The following is a 17484-nucleotide window of genomic DNA, read 5'->3' as shown; positions in this document are numbered from 1 at the left end:
TTAATATGTCTATTGTTGTTTACGCTCCAGCTTCAACGGCAAATGTAAGTGTGGGATTTGACGTATTAGGTGGCGCTTTAACTCCTATTGACGGTTCTCCATTAGGTGACCGCGTTATGATCACTAAAGGTGATTACGGGTTTTCATTACAATGTGTTGGCCCTTATGCACATAAATTACCCGATGACTCTAAGAGTAATATTGTTTACGACTGTTATTTAGCTTACCAGGCGGAGCTTGCAAAGCAGCATAAAGAAATATTACCCGTGTCATTGACCTTAGAAAAAAATCTTCCTGTTGGAAGTGGTTTGGGGTCTAGTTCAAGCTCCATCGTAGCTGCACTAGAAGCCTTAAATGCATGGCATGACTATCTATTAGATGAGCATGTGATGTTAACTATCATGGGTGAAATGGAAGGTAAAATTAGTGGCAGCGTACATTATGATAATGTTGCTCCTTGCTACCTTGGTGGTATGCAATTGATGATCAATGAAGGTGGCGTTATTAGCCAGACCATTCCTTCATTTAAAGAGTGGTATTGGGTAGTTGCTTATCCTGGTATTACTATTTCAACCGCCGCAGCGCGTGACATATTACCATCGCAATATCGCTTGTCTGATGCCTTGACTTATGGCCGTCGCTTAGGGGCATTTGTGCATGCTTGTCATAGTGAACAACCGGCTTTAGCAGCGTTAATGCTGAATGACGTGATTGCTGAACCTTATCGTTCTCAATTGATTCCAGGTTTTGATCAAGCGCGCTTATTTGCACAACAAAGTGGTGCACTGGCGATGGGGATCTCTGGCTCTGGCCCAACGGTATTCGCAGTGATGAGTGATTTGTCACAAGCAGAATTATTAAAAACTTGGTTAACGGAAAACTTTCTTCAAAATGAAGAGGGGTTCTGTCATATTTGTCACCTTGATGAACAAGGTGCACGCGTGTTAGGAAAAGAATTATGAATTTATACAACATTAAAGACAACAGCGAACAAGTCAGCTTTCAACAAGCTGTTAAACAAGGATTAGGGCGTGGCCAAGGCTTATTTTTCCCTGAAGCTATTATTCCATTAGACAATATCGATTCGTTACTTGAAATGAATTTAGTGGATCGCTCAACTGAAATTTTATCGCATTTGATTGGTGATGAACTGAGCAAACAAGCTGTTTATGAAATCGTATCTAATGCCTTTACGTTTCCTGCGCCAGTTAAAAAAGTCACTGAAAATATTAATGCATTAGAGCTATTTCATGGTCCTACGTTAGCCTTTAAAGACTTTGGCGGCCGTTTCATGGCGCAGTGTTTAGCGCAATTCAAAGACGATGGAAAAATCACTATTTTAACCGCTACATCTGGTGATACTGGCGCTGCAGTTGCGCATGCTTTTTACGGCATGGAAAATATTAATGTTGTTATCCTTTATCCAAAAGGAAAAATTAGCCCATTACAAGAAAAATTATTTTGTACATTAGGTGGCAATATCACAACGGTTGCGATTGAAGGTGACTTTGATGATTGTCAGACGATGGTTAAACAAGCATTTGATGACCAAGAGTTAAAACAAGCAGTGGGTTTAAACTCTGCAAACTCAATTAATATTAGTCGTCTTGTTGCACAAATTTGTTACTACTTTGAAGCGTTTGCACAATTATCTGTTGAACAACGTGATAACTTGGTGGTTTCGGTACCGAGTGGTAATTTTGGTGATTTAACGGCGGGGCTATTAGCTAAAGCGTTAGGATTACCGATTAAACGTTTTATTGCTGCAACCAATGAAAATGATACGGTGCCTCGTTATTTACAAGAAGGCACATGGGCACCGAAAAAGACTGTAGCAACACTTTCAAATGCGATGGATGTGAGTGCGCCAAATAACTGGCCACGTATTGAAGAGCTATTTAAAGTTAAAGGCTGGTCATTAACGGAACTAGGTTATGGCAAGCTGTCGGATCAAGAAACAAAAGACACCTTGATCGAAATGGATAAACTAGGTTATTTATGTGAGCCACATGGCGCAATTGCTTATCATGAGTTGACGAAACAGCTTAAAGATAACGAAACTGGTTTGTTCTTATGTACAGCGCATCCTGCTAAGTTTAAAGAAAGTGTTGAAGATATTTTAGGGCGTGACATTTTCATTCCTGAAGAGTTAGCATCACGTGCAGAATTGCCTCTATTATCAAAAGAGTTCCCTGTTGATTTTGCAAAAGTACGTGAATTACTCATGTCTTTATAAGCTTCAACTACTTTTTAAATAATAAACGAGGGCGTATTACACGCCCTTTTTTGGGAGTTAAAAATGGGTAAAGTATTAAACGATCTGTTAAAGCAATTAAGCTTAGAAAAGTTAGAAGAAAACTTGTTTCGTGGTGATAGCCAAGATTTAGGGTTTGGCGCAGTATTTGGTGGCCAAGTAATGGGGCAAGCGATTTCTGCTGCTAAAGAAACCGTTAAGAAGGAACAGCAAGTACACTCATTTCACTCTTATTTTTTACGTCCAGGTAAAACAGATCGGGCTATTGTTTACGATGTTGAAAGAATTCGCGACGGTAATTCACTTTCTGCAAGACGAATCAAGGCTATTCAAAATGGTAAGCCTATTTTTTATATGACCGCTTCATTTAAAGCACCTGAAAAGGGCTTTGAGCATCAAGATGAGATGCCTGAAGCTCCTGCCCCAGAAGATCTTATTTCTGAGCAAGAGATGGCTTTATTACATTCTGACCTGTTACCCGCTTCTATTCGTGACAAGTTAGTTGCTGAAAAACCGATAGAAATGCGTCCAGTAACATTAATCAATCCTATTGAACCTGAAATTGAACCGGCAACACGCTTAGTCTGGTTTAAGGCTAATGGACGTATGCCCGATGATTTACGCGTTCATCGCTATTTATTAGCCTATGCATCAGATTTCAATTTTTTACCAACTGCATTACAACCCCATGGTGTTTCTTTTTTTAGTGAAGGCATGCAAGTGGTGACTATCGATCACTCAATGTGGTTCCACCATGATTTTCGCTTAGATGAATGGTTACTTTATTCGGTAAAAAGTTCAGTCGCATCCGATGGCCGCGGTTTAGTGTCAGGCAAATTTTTCTCTCGAGACGGCAAGTTGGTTGCCTCCTCTATTCAAGAAGGGCTGATTCGCCAGCGTCGTAAAGCAAAACCAGAAGCAAAGGTAGAGACGAGCGAAAAATAGCATTTTTTAGAAAAAGTGACTATGAGAAAAAGGTGACTACAAACAGGATGGCTATTTTGGATAGTTATTTTAATAGTGGCTTTTAATAGTTACTTTGAATGATTATTTAGGATAGTCATTATGAATTGTTACTTATCAATAACTGTTTTGAATAGTAACTATAAACTCATTTGGCAGAGTTGCTTTTAAAGATGAACAGTGTGAAAACTAGTCAGTTTGGAAGCTAATCAGTTTGAAAGATAGCTACTTTGAAGATAATCGCTTTAAATTAAAATATGTAGAGGGGAAATCTTGAAAAAAGTGGTGGAGCTATGCGGGATCGAACCGCAGACCTCAACGCTGCCAGCGTTGCGCTCTCCCAGCTGAGCTATAGCCCCACTATAGTGCGTGATCAATAACGCAGTGGATGTTTTAGTAGGTTGGGAAATCTATTTACTAAAAACAGAGCGGATTGTATTCGCCCTGTTTTTAGTTGTCAATTTCAAATAGTGTAAAAACTCTGTTTCGATTCAAATATTTGTTGGTTCTTGTGTTTTTACTCTGTATTTGTACGATAGTTAATCAAGTCGATAAGTAAATAACGGGTTGAGCATATGTTGTTATTTTATTGCTATTCGATAAAAACGTGTTGTACCACTGACCTCGTTACCTACTATTAAAATTGGTGTACCGCTTGGGCTATCTTTTGCACTTACAAACTTGAAGCCTTCAGGACCTAAGTCACCAGCATCAACTTGATAGGTGGTGATCCCTTGTTCATTCTTTTGCTTATTTTGTGCTGGATTGATCGTCATATCGCGATTATTAAGATATTGTACAAATCGTGCCTGTTCAGGTTGGCTAATATCATAAACCATAATTCCACCCATTCGCTCTAACCCTATAAATGCGTAAGTTTTACCATTTATTGAGCCAGTGGTTAATGCTTCTGGTTCAGGACCTTTTTTTGTACTTCGATTTTCTGCTTTGAGTTTGTTGTGCGTTTGGTTGAAATTATTACCGTATTTTTGTGCTGTTAATCGTTCAAAATCACTACCTGAATCAAATACCATTTTACTGCTATTAATGTCCCATATAGAAAAAGAGCGTCCTCCGAAGGTTAATAAACGATCTATTTTTCCATCACCGTCTAAATCACCATGCTGAGCTGTTAATGAATGTGAAAATTTAATTCTTTTAACCGTCTCCTGATATGCACCACCTTTTGTAAAGTTGGATAAGTCTAATTTAGCACTAGCCAATTGCGGTTGATAATCCTTAGAAGATAATGCATTTTTTAATCTTATATCATCGCCACACTGAGCATCTTGTAAATGGTAATAAAAATGCCCAGCTTCACAATCAGCTTGTGTTAAATCACTTATCCAATCACTGCGGTCGTCACCTTCATTCGCTGTAATTAAATAATCAATACCGTTAATGCGAGTGGTCGCAATTGAATCCGGTTGATACATTCCTAACAACGCTTCATTTTTTAATAAAGCTTGTTTGTCTTTATCATTGCCATCAATTTCATTACCTTTTAGCAAGTGGTCTTTAAAACCAAGTGACATAATACGTTCAATGGACTTTGCTGCTAAATCTATAATCGCGATAGCATTATTTTCCTGCAGTGCGACATAAGCTTTACTACTATCTGAGTTGATGGCTATATATTCAGGCTCTAAATCTTGCGAAACACTAGCTTGGTAACCATTTAATAATAAATTTTTTGGTAGTTGATGGTGACGCGATCCACCATGATTGAAATCAGTGAATGTTAAGCGGGTGAGGGCGGTATTTAATATTTTATTGGTCCATTTAATATCTAAGATAGCAATCTCGCCTTCTGGGTCAACGGTATAATTTCCGTTGCTAGGCTCTGCCTCTATAGCGACGACTAACTGTTGTCCGTTAGGAGTAAAAGTTAACATGTCAGGTAAGGCTCCGACAGAAAGTGCAGAGATAAAGCGTAAATCTTGGGTATCGTAAAATGCGATCCAGCCATTATCTGTTTTAGTTTTAGCTGCAATAGCAACTGCTAATAATCCATTATATACATCAACACTATTAGCAGCTCCGGCTTCGCCGTTGAACTGTTTCTTTATATCTGCTTTGATATCTAAGCTGTTAACAAAAGTGGGGTTATCAATATTTTTGCTATCTAATATATCAATCTTGCCTGATTGTGCATTGACGACAAATGTTTTCTGGGTCAGCTTATCAAAAGTAACAATTTCAGCTGCACTCTGGTCAAAGATATTTGACTGGTATCGTCCTGCTTCCTGTAATTCAATGCTTTGGTTGATGTGTTGCTCAATGCTTTCGCTTATATTGCGATCAATGTTCTGCTCAGATCCAGATATTGTTACAGGAGTATTTGTACAGCCAATTAAAGTAGAAGAAAGAATAATGCTAGTCAGTAAATTAAGTTTCATTGATAACCTTCCATAGAATAGTAAATAAAGTGCGCATACTTGTACCGTTAAAAGATGACATTTTTATTAAAATCCGTTTTTTATAATAAAAAAGGCAAATAAATTATTTGGCCTGCTGTTTACCTATTTATCTATTCATTTATTTACCTATATATTTGTAAGTGACTTCAAGCGTTAAATGTTAGTGGGGGTATTTTAAGCTAAAATTGTTTGTTAAATATCAATATGTTGAAATAATCAGCAATCAGTTAGTAAATTATATTTTATTGCGGTTTAGGGGTTGTGACTGACATTAATTTCTCTATAATGCTCGTCATTGCTTAAGCACGCTTTAAAGCAATCGCCCGGGTGGTGAAATCGGTAGACACAAGGGATTTAAAATCCCTCGACTTATGGTCGTGACGGTTCAAGTCCGTCTCCGGGCACCAATTATAAGAAAAAGCCTCAACTAATGTTGAGGCTTTTTTTTGCTTAAAATTCGAGTTGTATTGGCATTAGAAAGTTTGATTTAGGGGAACTGAAAATCGTTCCCCATCTTTATATTCTCTTATCTTTTACATGTTAACGATCGCTGTGCCTAATTTTTCAGCCTCGCTTAAGGAGTGCGTCACCATTATGAAAGTAGTATTAGTCTGCTGATGAATACTCTTTACTAAATCTTGTAAACTTTCACGTGTTTCTGGATCCAATGCTGAAAATGGTTCATCCATCAACACAATGGCAGGGCGATGAGCAATACCTCTGATAATACCCACTCTTTGACGTTGACCACCACTGAGTTGATCAGGAAATTGATCTAGTAGTTCATGACTCAAATTGACCAAGGGCAACAATTCATCGATGCGTTTTTGACAGGCTTCAGACGACATATTTAATAGCGTGAGGCAATAGATCATATTTTGGTAAACGGTTAAGTGAGGGAATAAAGCACCTTCTTGTAGTATATAACCAATGCGACGTCGGGTATCTATTGCATTTTCTGCGGTCAATCGTTTGCCATCAATATTGATATCACCTTGTTGCGGTATTAGTAAACCATTCATCAAGCGTAATAATGTTGATTTTCCACAGCCACTTTCACCAGTTAAACAAACGAAACTACCTGCCTCAATGTTAAGGCAAAAATCCTTAAGCACTATTTTATCATCATAGGAAAAAGTCACATTATTAACGGCAACCACTATTTTTTTATTGCTCATGTTTATTCCTTAGTGTTGCTAAAAATTCTTGTGCTATTGCCTTAGGTGTTTCCTTTAACACTTCAAGTTGGTAGTTCATTTTGCGCATTTTATCGGTGGAGATTTCACCTTCCAATTGCATCAACAGTTTAGTTAACGCTGGGTATTGTTGTAATATCGCTTCTCTTATTACTATCCCCGCCTCATAGTCGGGAAAGAAGTGCTTATCATCAACTAATACCTGCAAGTTCAATGCTTCAATTTGTGCGTCCGTGGTAAAGGCATCTATGGCATTAACCTTGCCTTCTTCGATGGCTTTATAGCGTAAACTGATATCCATCTCATGAAGTTTGGCAAATTTAAAAGGGTAAACCTTGATCAAGCTAGGGTAAGCATCTGCGCGCTCAAAAAATTCAAATTCTGCACCAAAATCAAAATCACCACTATGGCGTACTAAATCTGAATACGTTTTGATCTGTTTTTGTGCTGCGATAGATTCTGGAATTGCAATGGCATAGGTATTATTCATTCCCAATAAACCTAACCACTTTAATTGGTAATTTTCTTGGTACTGTTGTTGTAATTGCCCAAAATCTAGCTGTGATTTTTGGTTTAACACATTCATCCAAGCTGTACCCGTATACTCTACATACATGTCCAGATCACCAGACAGTAGAGCTGGGTGTATATTAGTTGTGCCGCCGCCAATACCAAACTGTCGAATTACATGGATATCAGTTTCATTTTCAATTAGTTGAGACATTATTTCGCCCAATATGTATTGTTCTGACATGGGTTTTGAAGCAATTGTAATCACCCTTTCTTTAGCACTTGCGAAGGGATTAATATAAGCCAAGGACATCACTAATAAAACAGCTAAAACGGCGAGGTTAATATAGATAAAATGCTTTTGTGAAGGCAGTGCATTACGACTAATGATGCGCTGAAGATTATTCTTTTTCTCTAATGTCCCTACAAACTTATCACCCAAAATAGCAAATAACGAAATCCCTAAAGAACCGGTTACAATTAATGACGTATTCATTGTATTCAAACCGCGGAAAATAGCTTGTCCAAGGCCGCCTGCACCAATGAGGGCGGCTAACCCTGTCAAAGCAATCACCATCACCGTGGTAATTCGTAATCCAGATAAAATACTGGGTAATGCTAGGGGGAAGTAAATATGGCGAAATAATTGCAATGGTGTTGAGCCTAACCCTTTGGCTGCATCTACTAAATTATAAGGGACTTCTTTCATACCACTATAGGTGCTGTGCACAATAGGTAATAAGCCATATAATACCAATACAATTAATGCATTTTGTAACCCGATACCGACGATCGGAATGAGTAAACCAAACATTGCAATGGAGGGAATGGTGTATAAAAAGTTAACGGTCGGCATGATAATGCGTTGTGCTTTGGCTGAATAAAAAACCCAAATACCAATAGCGACCCCAAACACACTAACAATGAACATAGCTAAAAATGAAATTAGTAAATGCTCACTAAATAATGTTAAAAAATAACCTATTCTATCAATCAAATCCATTTAAGCAGACTTCCCTTTTAAGTGAGTAAAAAAACTATCCCAACTCTGATGTTCACGGCCAGCCGCTTGTAAAAAATCACTCGGATTATTCACTTTGTCTTCACGTATGCCTTGGTAAATACCTGCGATAATAGTGCCTAGAAAATCGCCTAATTCATTAGAGCGGGTTTTACGATAATCTTCTACGCTCATTGATTGGTAGGTTAGCTGTGCATCAAAGGCATCATTTAAATAGTTCGTCAGCTTTTGCTGTGAAATTGCCTCGCCATTTAGGTTATAAATTTTACCACTATGTTTATCTTCACTAAGCATACGCGCGTAAGCATAAGCTAGTTCAGGCCGCGTCGTATAACCACATAGGCCTTTATCTGCACAGTTAAAAACATGTCCAACTTTTTTATAATTATCGATATATTCAATATCAGGTTCAATATAAATACCATTTCGACCGATCACCCAATCTAAACCACTATCTATCACATCTTGTTCTGTTTGGCGGTTACTTTGCACCACTGGGGAAAAAGCGGTGCCTTCCTCGGCACCTTGAATGCTTGTATAAACAATTTTATTAACGCCCGCTTGTTTAGCTGCATTGATTACATTACGGTGTTGACCAATTCGCTTACTGGGTTCATCCATACCTGATATGAGTAATAATGTACCTACATCTTGCAAAGATTGTTGCAATTGAGTGGGATTTTCATAGTCGCCAGGACGCACCTCAACACCTAAATTTTCGGCTTTTTCTGGTGTACGAGCTAATGCAATAATATTTCCTTTAGGAATAAGTGCTAATAAAGCATTAACAATGCTAGCACCTAAGTGACCGCTCGCGGCTGTAACTGCAATTTTCATAGGGATCCCTTTGGTGTTAAAAGTATTTATATCCGTTAGCGCTTTACCTATAAGCCTAGAATCTGCTTACCTTACGACTTACTGATTTTTATCTTGAATGATAACGGTTATATGACTGAGTTAAGTTATTTTAAATACTGACTTTGTTATTACAACTAATCCTGATAAGTTTATGAAAAAACATCAGGGCAGATATAATAAATGTGAACAAATTAACAGGAAAGGTTAATAGTGTCCTATTAATGGTAAATAAATAACTTTTTCAATTGCTTCCATTTTTTTACGTTGACTCTTATTTGAGTGCGTGGGTTTGAGTAAATCGATTTGAATAAATGGGTATTTGAGTGCGTGGCTTTAAGTGCATGGTTATTTAAGTAAATGGTTATTTCAGTAAATGGATACTGAGTACATGCGCAATTAATTGATAATAAAAACAGAATTATTTAAATAATTTAATAATAAAAGGTTCCTATGCAGACTAAGCAAACTAAATTATCACCTTCACTTTGTATCGATGCTGTTTTTGGCAATTTATCTTTTGAGCAAGCTTGCCAAGCAACGGCTCAAGCGAATATATCAACCATAGAGTTCTGGTCTTGGTGGGATAAAGATTTAACCGCATTGCAAGCCGCTGTTAATCGTTATGACTTATCGATTTCCTGTTGCTGTACTAAATTTATCAGCTTAGTAGACGCTGAACAACGTGGTGCTTATTTACAAGCACTAAGTGATTCAATTGCTGTGGCTAAAGCGTTAAAAATTAAAACTATTATTTCTCAAGTGGGGGACTTTATTGCAGGGGTGCCACGCGAACAGCAAAAACAGTCATTAATAGATGGTTTAACTGCCGCAGCACCATTGTTAGAGGCCGCTGATATTACGTTAGTTGTTGAGCCTTTAAATGAACTAGTTGATCACCCTGGTTATTACTTAATAAAAAGTGCCGAAGCTTTTGATATTATTAAACAAGTTTCTAGTTCTAACGTAAAAGTGTTATTTGATATTTATCATCAGCAAATTAGCGAAGGTAATATTATCAATAATATATTGGCTAATATCGATTATATTGGTCATTTTCATGCTGCAGGGCATCCTGGTCGCCATGAATTACAACGTGGAGAGATTAACTATCCTGAAATTTTTTCTGCCATTAAACAAACTAATTTTAGCGGATATATAGGTTTAGAATATTGGCCACTAACAGATAATACTACTGAATCATTACAGGAAGTGGTGCGTTGGTTAGAGTAGTAGGTGCTACGATTTATCTTCAAGCCGATAATCTTGGGACGCCTAGATTTAAATAATAAGCAATGTTAAATCTGCTTTAGGTAGGGGGGGAGCCATTCCAAAACTAGAGTTAATAGTTATTGTTTTATTTTTCATCAATCAACTGATTTTATTTGGTTATTTTACTATTACATCTTGTACTTAATAAAAAGTACTATATAATTCGCGCCACTTATCTAGAAACTTAGATAATCGCCCGGGTGGTGAAATCGGTAGACACAAGGGATTTAAAATCCCTCGACTTATGGTCGTGACGGTTCAAGTCCGTCTCCGGGCACCAATTTTAAGAAAAAGCTTCGCATTTGCGAAGCTTTTTTTTTGCCTATCATTTATGCCCTTTATTTCTTCACCTCTTCATCTTTCAATCATAGGGTATGCACTCATTTCATCTCTTTTAGATTAACCGCTCAATTCAGTAAATAGAAGCTTAACGATAAAAAGAGAACAAAATCATAAAAACAACTCAAAAGTAGTGGTTTGCATCATAGATATATTTATCTAGTTAAGTTAAGTTAAATTTGATTTAATCATCTACTTGTCATTTTTTAGTTCGTTTAATACTTTACTGAAAGAATAGTGACTCATAATAAAATGATATGAATAATCAACATAGACAAATAGAGAATGGGACAGCTTTTTATTTGCAGCAGAAATGAATAGTTCAAGATTAATTAAGAAATAACCTAGTCAGTTAAAGTTAAAGTTAAAGTTAAACTTAAACCAAAGCTGTGTTGTGAATGATGAGGTGGGGCCTATTATCTTTATTTGTTACGTTGCTCGTTTCTCCTTTATCAGTATTTTTGGTGAGTTCTTTGTATATTAATGCAGTCATTGCGTTATGTTGAGTAAGGTAATAGATAAATGCTCACTTTTCTCCATTCATTAAAATCTCGATTATTATTTTTAATTTTTATGATTATATTGCCGGGATTTATTGCTGTTTTTTTTCAAGCAACTCAAGAGCGCAGTAGTGCCATCGAAACTGCTAGATTACGTGCGATTGATGTTGTTGATTATATGGCAGCGGAACAAATAAAAATTATTGATGAAACTGAAAAATTCTTAAAACGACTATCTAAATATCCTCAGTTATTAACCCCTGATTCCGCAGAATGTAATGCTTTTTTATCTGATATCGAGCAGCTATCTGAGTCCTATGTCAATCTTGGGGCCCCTAACATAAAAGGTCAATTACTCTGTAATGCTCATCCTTTAACGACGCCTGTAAACGTCGCTGACAGACCTTATATTCAAAAGGCGATATCTAAGCGGTCCTTTGCCATCGGTCAATTTCAATTTGATAGAGCTAGCCAGACCACCAGTATTAACTTTGCTTATCCTGTGATTGATACTAAAACAGATCAGCTTGCTGCGGTGGTCGTTGCTGTGGTATCACTGGAATGGTGGAGTAAAAAGTTAGAATCTACGCATTTACCGGTAAATACCGTTGCCTATATCACTGACGTTAATGACAAAATAATTGCTAACTATCCTGAAAATAAAGCGCTCATTGGGAAATCAGTTAAAGATATTCCAAGTTTTAGTAAAGCAACATCTGCTCAACAAACCCAAATAAGAAAAGATCAAAATGGTTACATGAGGATCTTTGTTAATAGAAAACTAAGTTCTGAAGTTAATGATCAAGCTGTACGATTTATCGTAGGTATACCCTTTGATCATGAATTAGCGATTATCGACTCAAGATTGTCACGCATTACTATATTTCTTGTAGGCTTTATCTTATTGATCACTTTATTTGCAGTCTGGGTAATAAGGGAAAATATTTTAAAACCAATTAAAGCACTTGAAGTCTCCAGTAAACAACTTGAACTAGGTGAAAAAACAGATTTAGATTTTGTTGGTGAAACCAAGGAGCTTATTGATTTACAAAAAAACTTTTCTGCAATGGCCAAAACGAGACTAGAAGCTGAACAACAACTTAAAGATAGCCAGTTATTTTTAAGGGAAAGCGAAGCCAGTTTATCAAGACATTTACGAAATACCCCATTAGGCTCAATAGCATGGGATGTTAATTTTATCTGTACTGAGTGGAATCATGCAGCACAAGCGATCTTTGGTTATGCTTCCGAAAAGGCTATTGGTTCAAATATTGTAAACCTAATTGTTGCACCTGATTTACGAAGTGATTTTTTTGCCTATTATGATTCACTATTAGGTCATCGAGGAGGGAAGCAATTTAGCATATCTAATATCACTAAAGATGGGCACACCATTTATTGCAATTGGTATAACACCCTGATACTTAATAGCCTCGGTGTAGTAACCGGAATGGGCGCTTTTGTAAAAGATATGACGGTTGATAAACACAATCGCGATACATTAAATGAGTTTTTTAAACTGCCGATGAATTTGCATGTAATAGTGAGCTTTGATGGTTTGATTCTTAAGGTTAATACAGGGTGGCAGTCGATACTTGGTTTTAGTCGTGAAGAATTACTGAATAGTAATGTTTTCGATTTACTCCACCCTGATGATGCTGATAAAACAGCATCAGAAACAATCAATTTGCAAGCAGGAGAGAACACTTACTCTTTTGAAAATAGATACATGAATAAACAAGGAAAATATCGTTTAATTATGTGGTCTGCAACAGCTTCCGTAGAGCAACAGCGAATTTATGCTGTGGGAGTGGACATCACTGACCGTCGATTAGCTGAAGATAAATTAAAACTAGCTGCAGGTGTGTTCACGCATGCTAAAGAAGCAATTATTATTGCCGATGAAAACAATCATATTATTGAAGTAAATAGTGCTTTTACTCACTTAACTGGTTACTCAAGCGATGAAGTATTTGGTAAAAAAACCAATATTTTTAAATCAGGACATTACTCGGATGATTTTTATCATGAAATGTGGCAAGCAATTTATCATCAAGGGTATTGGACTGGAGAAATTTGGAACCGTTGTAAAAATGGCGATATTGTTCCTCATTTATTAACTATCAGTACCGTGTCAGATGATGCTGGTAAAGTGAAAAATTATATTGCCTTCTATACTGATATTGCTGCTATTAAAGCACATCAAAAGCAGCTTGAGCATATTGCGCAATATGATGTTTTAACGAATCTACCAAATCGTAGCTTGCTAGCAGATCGTTTAAAACAAGCAATGCGCTTATGTAAACGTAACAATTTTTCATTAGCGGTCGTTTTTCTCGATTTAGATAATTTTAAAGCGATTAATGACTTTCATGGGCACGATGTTGGCGATAAATTATTAGTTGAAATTTCACAGCGGATGCAAAAAACACTGCGCGATGAAGATACGTTATCTCGTTTTGGTGGTGATGAGTTTGTCGCAGTATTGGTTAACTTGGAGACACCGGAAGCCTGTGAACCTTTATTAGAGAGGTTGTTAAAATCAGTGTCAGCACCTGTTGCCATCGAACATTTAACTATTAATGTTTCAGCTAGCGTAGGTGTTACTATTTATCCCCACGATGGCGTTGATGCAGAGCAACTTTTACGCCATGCAGACCAAGCTATGTATAGTGCAAAACAAGAAGGTAAAAATCGTTATCATCTATTTGATATGGCGCAGGATATAGCGTTAAAAAGTTTACATGAGAACTTACTTCGTATTGGTGTTGCTTTGCAAAAGAATGAATTTATTTTGTATTATCAACCTAAAGTGAATATGCGAAGTGGTGAAATGATCGGAGTAGAAGCATTGCTCCGTTGGATTCACCCTGAAAGAGGGTTACTTTCTCCAGATGACTTTTTACCGATAGTTGATCGCCATGAATTGACCATTATTATTGGCGAATGGGTCATTGATAGTGCACTTACACAAATATCAGATTGGAAAAAAATAGGCCTACATACCACTATCAGTGTTAATATTGATGCATTGCAGTTACAACAAAATAACTTTGTTCAGCGCTTATCAGAGCTATTGAATGCACACCCAGATGTTGATCCAAGCTCATTACAATTAGAAGTACTAGAAACGAGTGCGCTTGCTGACATCAAGAAGGTTTCAAAAATCATGTCTGACTGTATTAAGCTTGGTGTCGGATTTGCACTTGATGATTTTGGTACTGGGTATTGCTCCCTTACTTATTTGAAACAGTTGCCTGTGGATGTGATCAAAATAGATCAGACTTTTATTCGTGATATGTTACATGATCCTGATGATCTTTCTATTGTTGAAGGTGTCATGGGATTATCTAAAGCCTTTAAACGAGAAGTCATTGCTGAAGGAGTGGAAACGTTACAACATGGTGTTGCATTATTGCGTCTAGGCTGTCACTTTGCACAAGGCTTTGGTATTGCAAGACCGATGCCGGCCGCTAAATTACCTTCTTGGGTGAATAGTTGGCGACCAGATAAAACCTGGACACAGATAAAACTTGAACACAAATAAAAATACGAAGCTAGCCTCTCCAGTTCTGAAGGTATAGCTAGGTAATACGAAGTAAGCTATTTGGCTGCTTTTAGTGTTTATCGATGCGATTGTGTTAATCGCAGTGCATTTCATTTCCGTTAACTTCTCCGTTATGCTTTAATATAGCGTTTTATATTCATGGCACTTCAACTTGTAAAGTCAGCAGTAAAACTCGCCCCAAGATACTAGGCATAAAATGACAGATTAGCTTTTTAGTTAGCTAGCCTAGAAGCCTATTTTGCTTAGTAATATTCTTTTGCGATTTTATAATACTGTTGATAGCAGCAGAGCAGATTGGTATTAGCTTTATTGTGTCCGGTTATCTGAATTTAGCTACTGAACTTACCTACTTGAACTTAGTTACAAGAACTTAGTTACTTGAATTCGTGCATCGCTTTTAGATTGCAACAATCAAGTTGGGCAATGATTGTTAGTATTGCATATGTACTGATAGGTAAGTTAGCGCGAGACCAAGATCTTGAAGTACGATGGGTATGTAGTCATAAAATAAATAATATTGGGGTTTACTGTGAGTCAAGATATCGAGAAACGTCTTAATAAATTTATCAGTGATTCGGGGTATTGCTCTCGACGCGAAGCTGATAAATTAATTGAACAAAGCCGCGTTAAAATTAATGGGCAAGTTCCTGAACTTGGCACTAAAGTGCAACCCGGAGATGAAGTTTTTGTTGATGGTAAACGTATCAATAAAATTGCGACAAATAAATCTGATCGTATTTATATTGCTTACAATAAACCGATTGGCATCACCTGTACCACTGAACGAAATGTGTACGGAAATATCATTGATGCAATCAAACATAAAGAACGTATTTTTCCTATTGGTCGTTTAGATAAACCCTCTGAGGGACTTATCTTTTTAACCAGTGATGGCGATATTGTTAATAAAATATTACGTGCAGAAAATGCGCATGATAAGGAATACCGTGTCACAGTAGATACCCCATTAAGTGAACGCTTTGTTGACAGAATGCAACGTGGTGTACCAATTTTAGATACGATCACTAAACCCTGTATTGTTAAAGTTGAAAGTCGTTTTGTATTTACTATTATTCTAACGCAAGGCTTAAACCGACAGATACGTCGTATGTGTGAGTATTTAGGGTATGAAGTGACACGTCTGCAAAGAACGCGGATCATGAATGTTACACTTAATAATCTAAAAGCAGGACAATGGCGTAATTTATCAGCTCAGGAAATGGCTGACATTAATGCTGCTGTGGCAGGCTCTTCCAAGACAGCTATCAATACGACTTTGCCTAAATCTCAACAGTCGAGCGATGATGCGAATAGCGCTAAATTATCTCGTCAGAATCAGAGTCAGAATAATGATAGCAACCCGTATTATGGGAAAGGTGAAAAAACAGATTTTAAATCAACGCCTAAAGCCAAGAAGGTATTTGTAAATAAAAATGCAAAAACGACTTCGGCATCAAAAAACAACCCAGCGACTAAACCTAAATTGTCATTAAAAAGAAAATGAGCAAGGGTGAGTTTGACATTATTTCACGTTATTTCCAGCGCAAGACCCAGTCCGCAAAGGATGTGGTGATTGGCATTGGAGATGATTGTGCGATTTTAGATATCGCCAATGGCTATCAACTTGCCGTCACAACGGATAGTTTAGTCAGTGGCGTACATTTCTTTGAAGATGTAGATCCCTATCGCCTAGGTTATAAATCATTAGCAGTTAACTTAAGTGATCTCGCTGCAATGGGGGCGACAGCAAGGTGGGTTTCACTCGCTATTACTTTACCGAACATAGATGAGCCTTGGTTGGCTGAATTCTGTCGCGGTTTTTTTACGTTAGCAGATAAGTATAATGTGCAATTAATTGGTGGCGATACGACTAAGGGGCCTTTATCAATAACAGTTTCCGCGAAAGGTGTCATCAAATCAGGACAAGCATTAACCCGTAAACAGGCTCAAGCAGGTGATATTATTTGTGTGAGTGGCTGTTTAGGAGATGGGGCGCTGGGCTTAGCTGTAAAATTGCAACAGCAGCAATCAGACAATCAGCAACAAGCTTTATCACTTGATGACCCTCAAGCTTTTATCGATGCCTTAGAGTTCACCGAGCCAAGGTTAGATATGGGCGCATTATTAGTGGGGATCGCCTCTAGTTGCATCGATATTTCTGACGGATTGAATCAAGATTTAGCGCATATTTTAAAGCAATCACAATGTAGTGCTGAAATAAGATTACAGGATTTGCCTTTATCTAATGCGATGCTTGAAGAAATAAAATCAGGTAATATTACGCTTTCACAAGCATGGCAGTTTGCTGTTAATGGTGGCGATGACTATGAGTTATTGTTTACTATTTCTCCTCATAAACTTGCTTTACTAAAGGATCAGTTAGCAATTCAGGGGATCGAGTCATCGTTATCGTGTTTTGAAATTGGTAAAGTCAACGCAATTACCAAGACCACTGATGTCGTTGGTGGCCTATCTAATAACTTATCTACTAGCCTACCTATGCATAAAGAACCAGAGATCGTTTTTACTCACCATGAGCAGCTTGTCATATTAGACAATAGTAGCTGGGATCATTTTAAATAAGGT

11 protein-coding genes and 3 tRNA genes are annotated in these 17484 nt (G+C 37.3%); 9 read left to right on the top strand and 5 right to left on the bottom strand.

The annotated features are described in order from the left end of the window. The first annotated feature begins 5 nt into the window (after window positions 1-5). From thrB to tesB, 3 genes are all read left to right on the top strand, one after another. Window positions 6-962, top strand: a complete 957-nt coding sequence (thrB, locus tag GQR44_RS11065) for a homoserine kinase (protein ID WP_166371870.1) — start codon at window positions 6-8, stop codon at window positions 960-962. Next, window positions 959-2236, top strand: coding sequence for a threonine synthase (thrC, locus tag GQR44_RS11060; protein WP_166371869.1), 1278 nt, complete (start codon window positions 959-961; stop codon window positions 2234-2236). Before thrB ends, thrC begins: the two co-directional genes overlap by 4 nt. 63 nt (window positions 2237-2299) lie before the next feature. After that, complete coding sequence (tesB, locus tag GQR44_RS11055) at window positions 2300-3199, top strand: acyl-CoA thioesterase II (RefSeq protein ID WP_166371868.1); 900 nt, start codon at window positions 2300-2302, stop codon at window positions 3197-3199. Between the two features lie 301 nt (window positions 3200-3500). Here tesB and GQR44_RS11050 read toward each other — a convergent pair. Together GQR44_RS11050 and GQR44_RS11045 are read right to left on the bottom strand one after the other, a co-directional pair. Further along, window positions 3501-3576: transfer RNA gene (locus GQR44_RS11050), tRNA-Ala, on the bottom strand. A 222-nt stretch (window positions 3577-3798) separates the two neighbouring features. Next, window positions 3799-5616: a choice-of-anchor I family protein gene (locus tag GQR44_RS11045; protein ID WP_166371867.1), complete on the bottom strand. Its 1818-nt coding sequence runs from the start codon at window positions 5614-5616 to the stop codon at window positions 3799-3801. A gap of 342 nt (window positions 5617-5958) precedes the next feature. Here GQR44_RS11045 and GQR44_RS11040 point away from each other — a divergent pair. Further along, window positions 5959-6044 (top strand) — tRNA-Leu (locus tag GQR44_RS11040). 126 nt (window positions 6045-6170) lie between these two features. Here GQR44_RS11040 and GQR44_RS11035 read toward each other — a convergent pair. The 3 genes from GQR44_RS11035 to GQR44_RS11025 are packed head-to-tail and all read right to left on the bottom strand — an operon-like array spanning window position 6171 to window position 9201. Next, on the bottom strand, window positions 6171-6815 hold the full coding sequence (locus GQR44_RS11035) for an ATP-binding cassette domain-containing protein (protein WP_166371866.1): 645 nt from the start codon (window positions 6813-6815) through the stop codon (window positions 6171-6173). Beyond that, window positions 6805-8346, bottom strand: a complete 1542-nt coding sequence (locus GQR44_RS11030) for an ABC transporter permease/substrate-binding protein (protein ID WP_166371865.1) — start codon at window positions 8344-8346, stop codon at window positions 6805-6807. The genes GQR44_RS11035 and GQR44_RS11030 overlap by 11 nt, the downstream gene beginning before the upstream one ends. Beyond that, on the bottom strand, window positions 8347-9201 hold the full coding sequence (locus GQR44_RS11025) for an SDR family oxidoreductase (protein WP_166371864.1): 855 nt from the start codon (window positions 9199-9201) through the stop codon (window positions 8347-8349). Window positions 9202-9672: 471 nt separating this feature from the next. Here GQR44_RS11025 and GQR44_RS11020 point away from each other — a divergent pair, with 471 nt between their 5' ends. The 5 genes from GQR44_RS11020 (at window position 9673) to thiL (ending at window position 17481) form a co-directional block, all read left to right on the top strand. Further along, complete coding sequence (locus tag GQR44_RS11020) at window positions 9673-10452, top strand: TIM barrel protein (protein WP_166371863.1); 780 nt, start codon at window positions 9673-9675, stop codon at window positions 10450-10452. Window positions 10453-10685: 233 nt separating this feature from the next. After that, window positions 10686-10771: transfer RNA gene (locus tag GQR44_RS11015), tRNA-Leu, on the top strand. Between the two features lie 581 nt (window positions 10772-11352). Further along, on the top strand, window positions 11353-14877 hold the full coding sequence (locus tag GQR44_RS11010) for an EAL domain-containing protein (protein ID WP_166371862.1): 3525 nt from the start codon (window positions 11353-11355) through the stop codon (window positions 14875-14877). Window positions 14878-15427: 550 nt separating this feature from the next. Then, complete coding sequence (gene rluF, locus GQR44_RS11005; protein WP_166371861.1) at window positions 15428-16402, top strand: 23S rRNA pseudouridine(2604) synthase RluF; 975 nt, start codon at window positions 15428-15430, stop codon at window positions 16400-16402. Beyond that, window positions 16399-17481 (top strand): thiamine-phosphate kinase, encoded by a 1083-nt coding sequence (gene thiL, locus GQR44_RS11000; protein ID WP_166371860.1) that lies wholly within the window; start codon window positions 16399-16401, stop codon window positions 17479-17481. The genes rluF and thiL overlap by 4 nt, the downstream gene beginning before the upstream one ends. The last annotated feature ends 3 nt before the right edge of the window (window positions 17482-17484 follow it).

It is taken from the genome of Psychromonas sp. SA13A (assembly GCF_011378715.1).
GTDB lineage: Bacteria > Pseudomonadota > Gammaproteobacteria > Enterobacterales > Psychromonadaceae > Psychromonas.
Note: the sequence above shows the minus strand (reverse complement) of the source record. Positions and strands in the feature narration are given on the sequence as shown.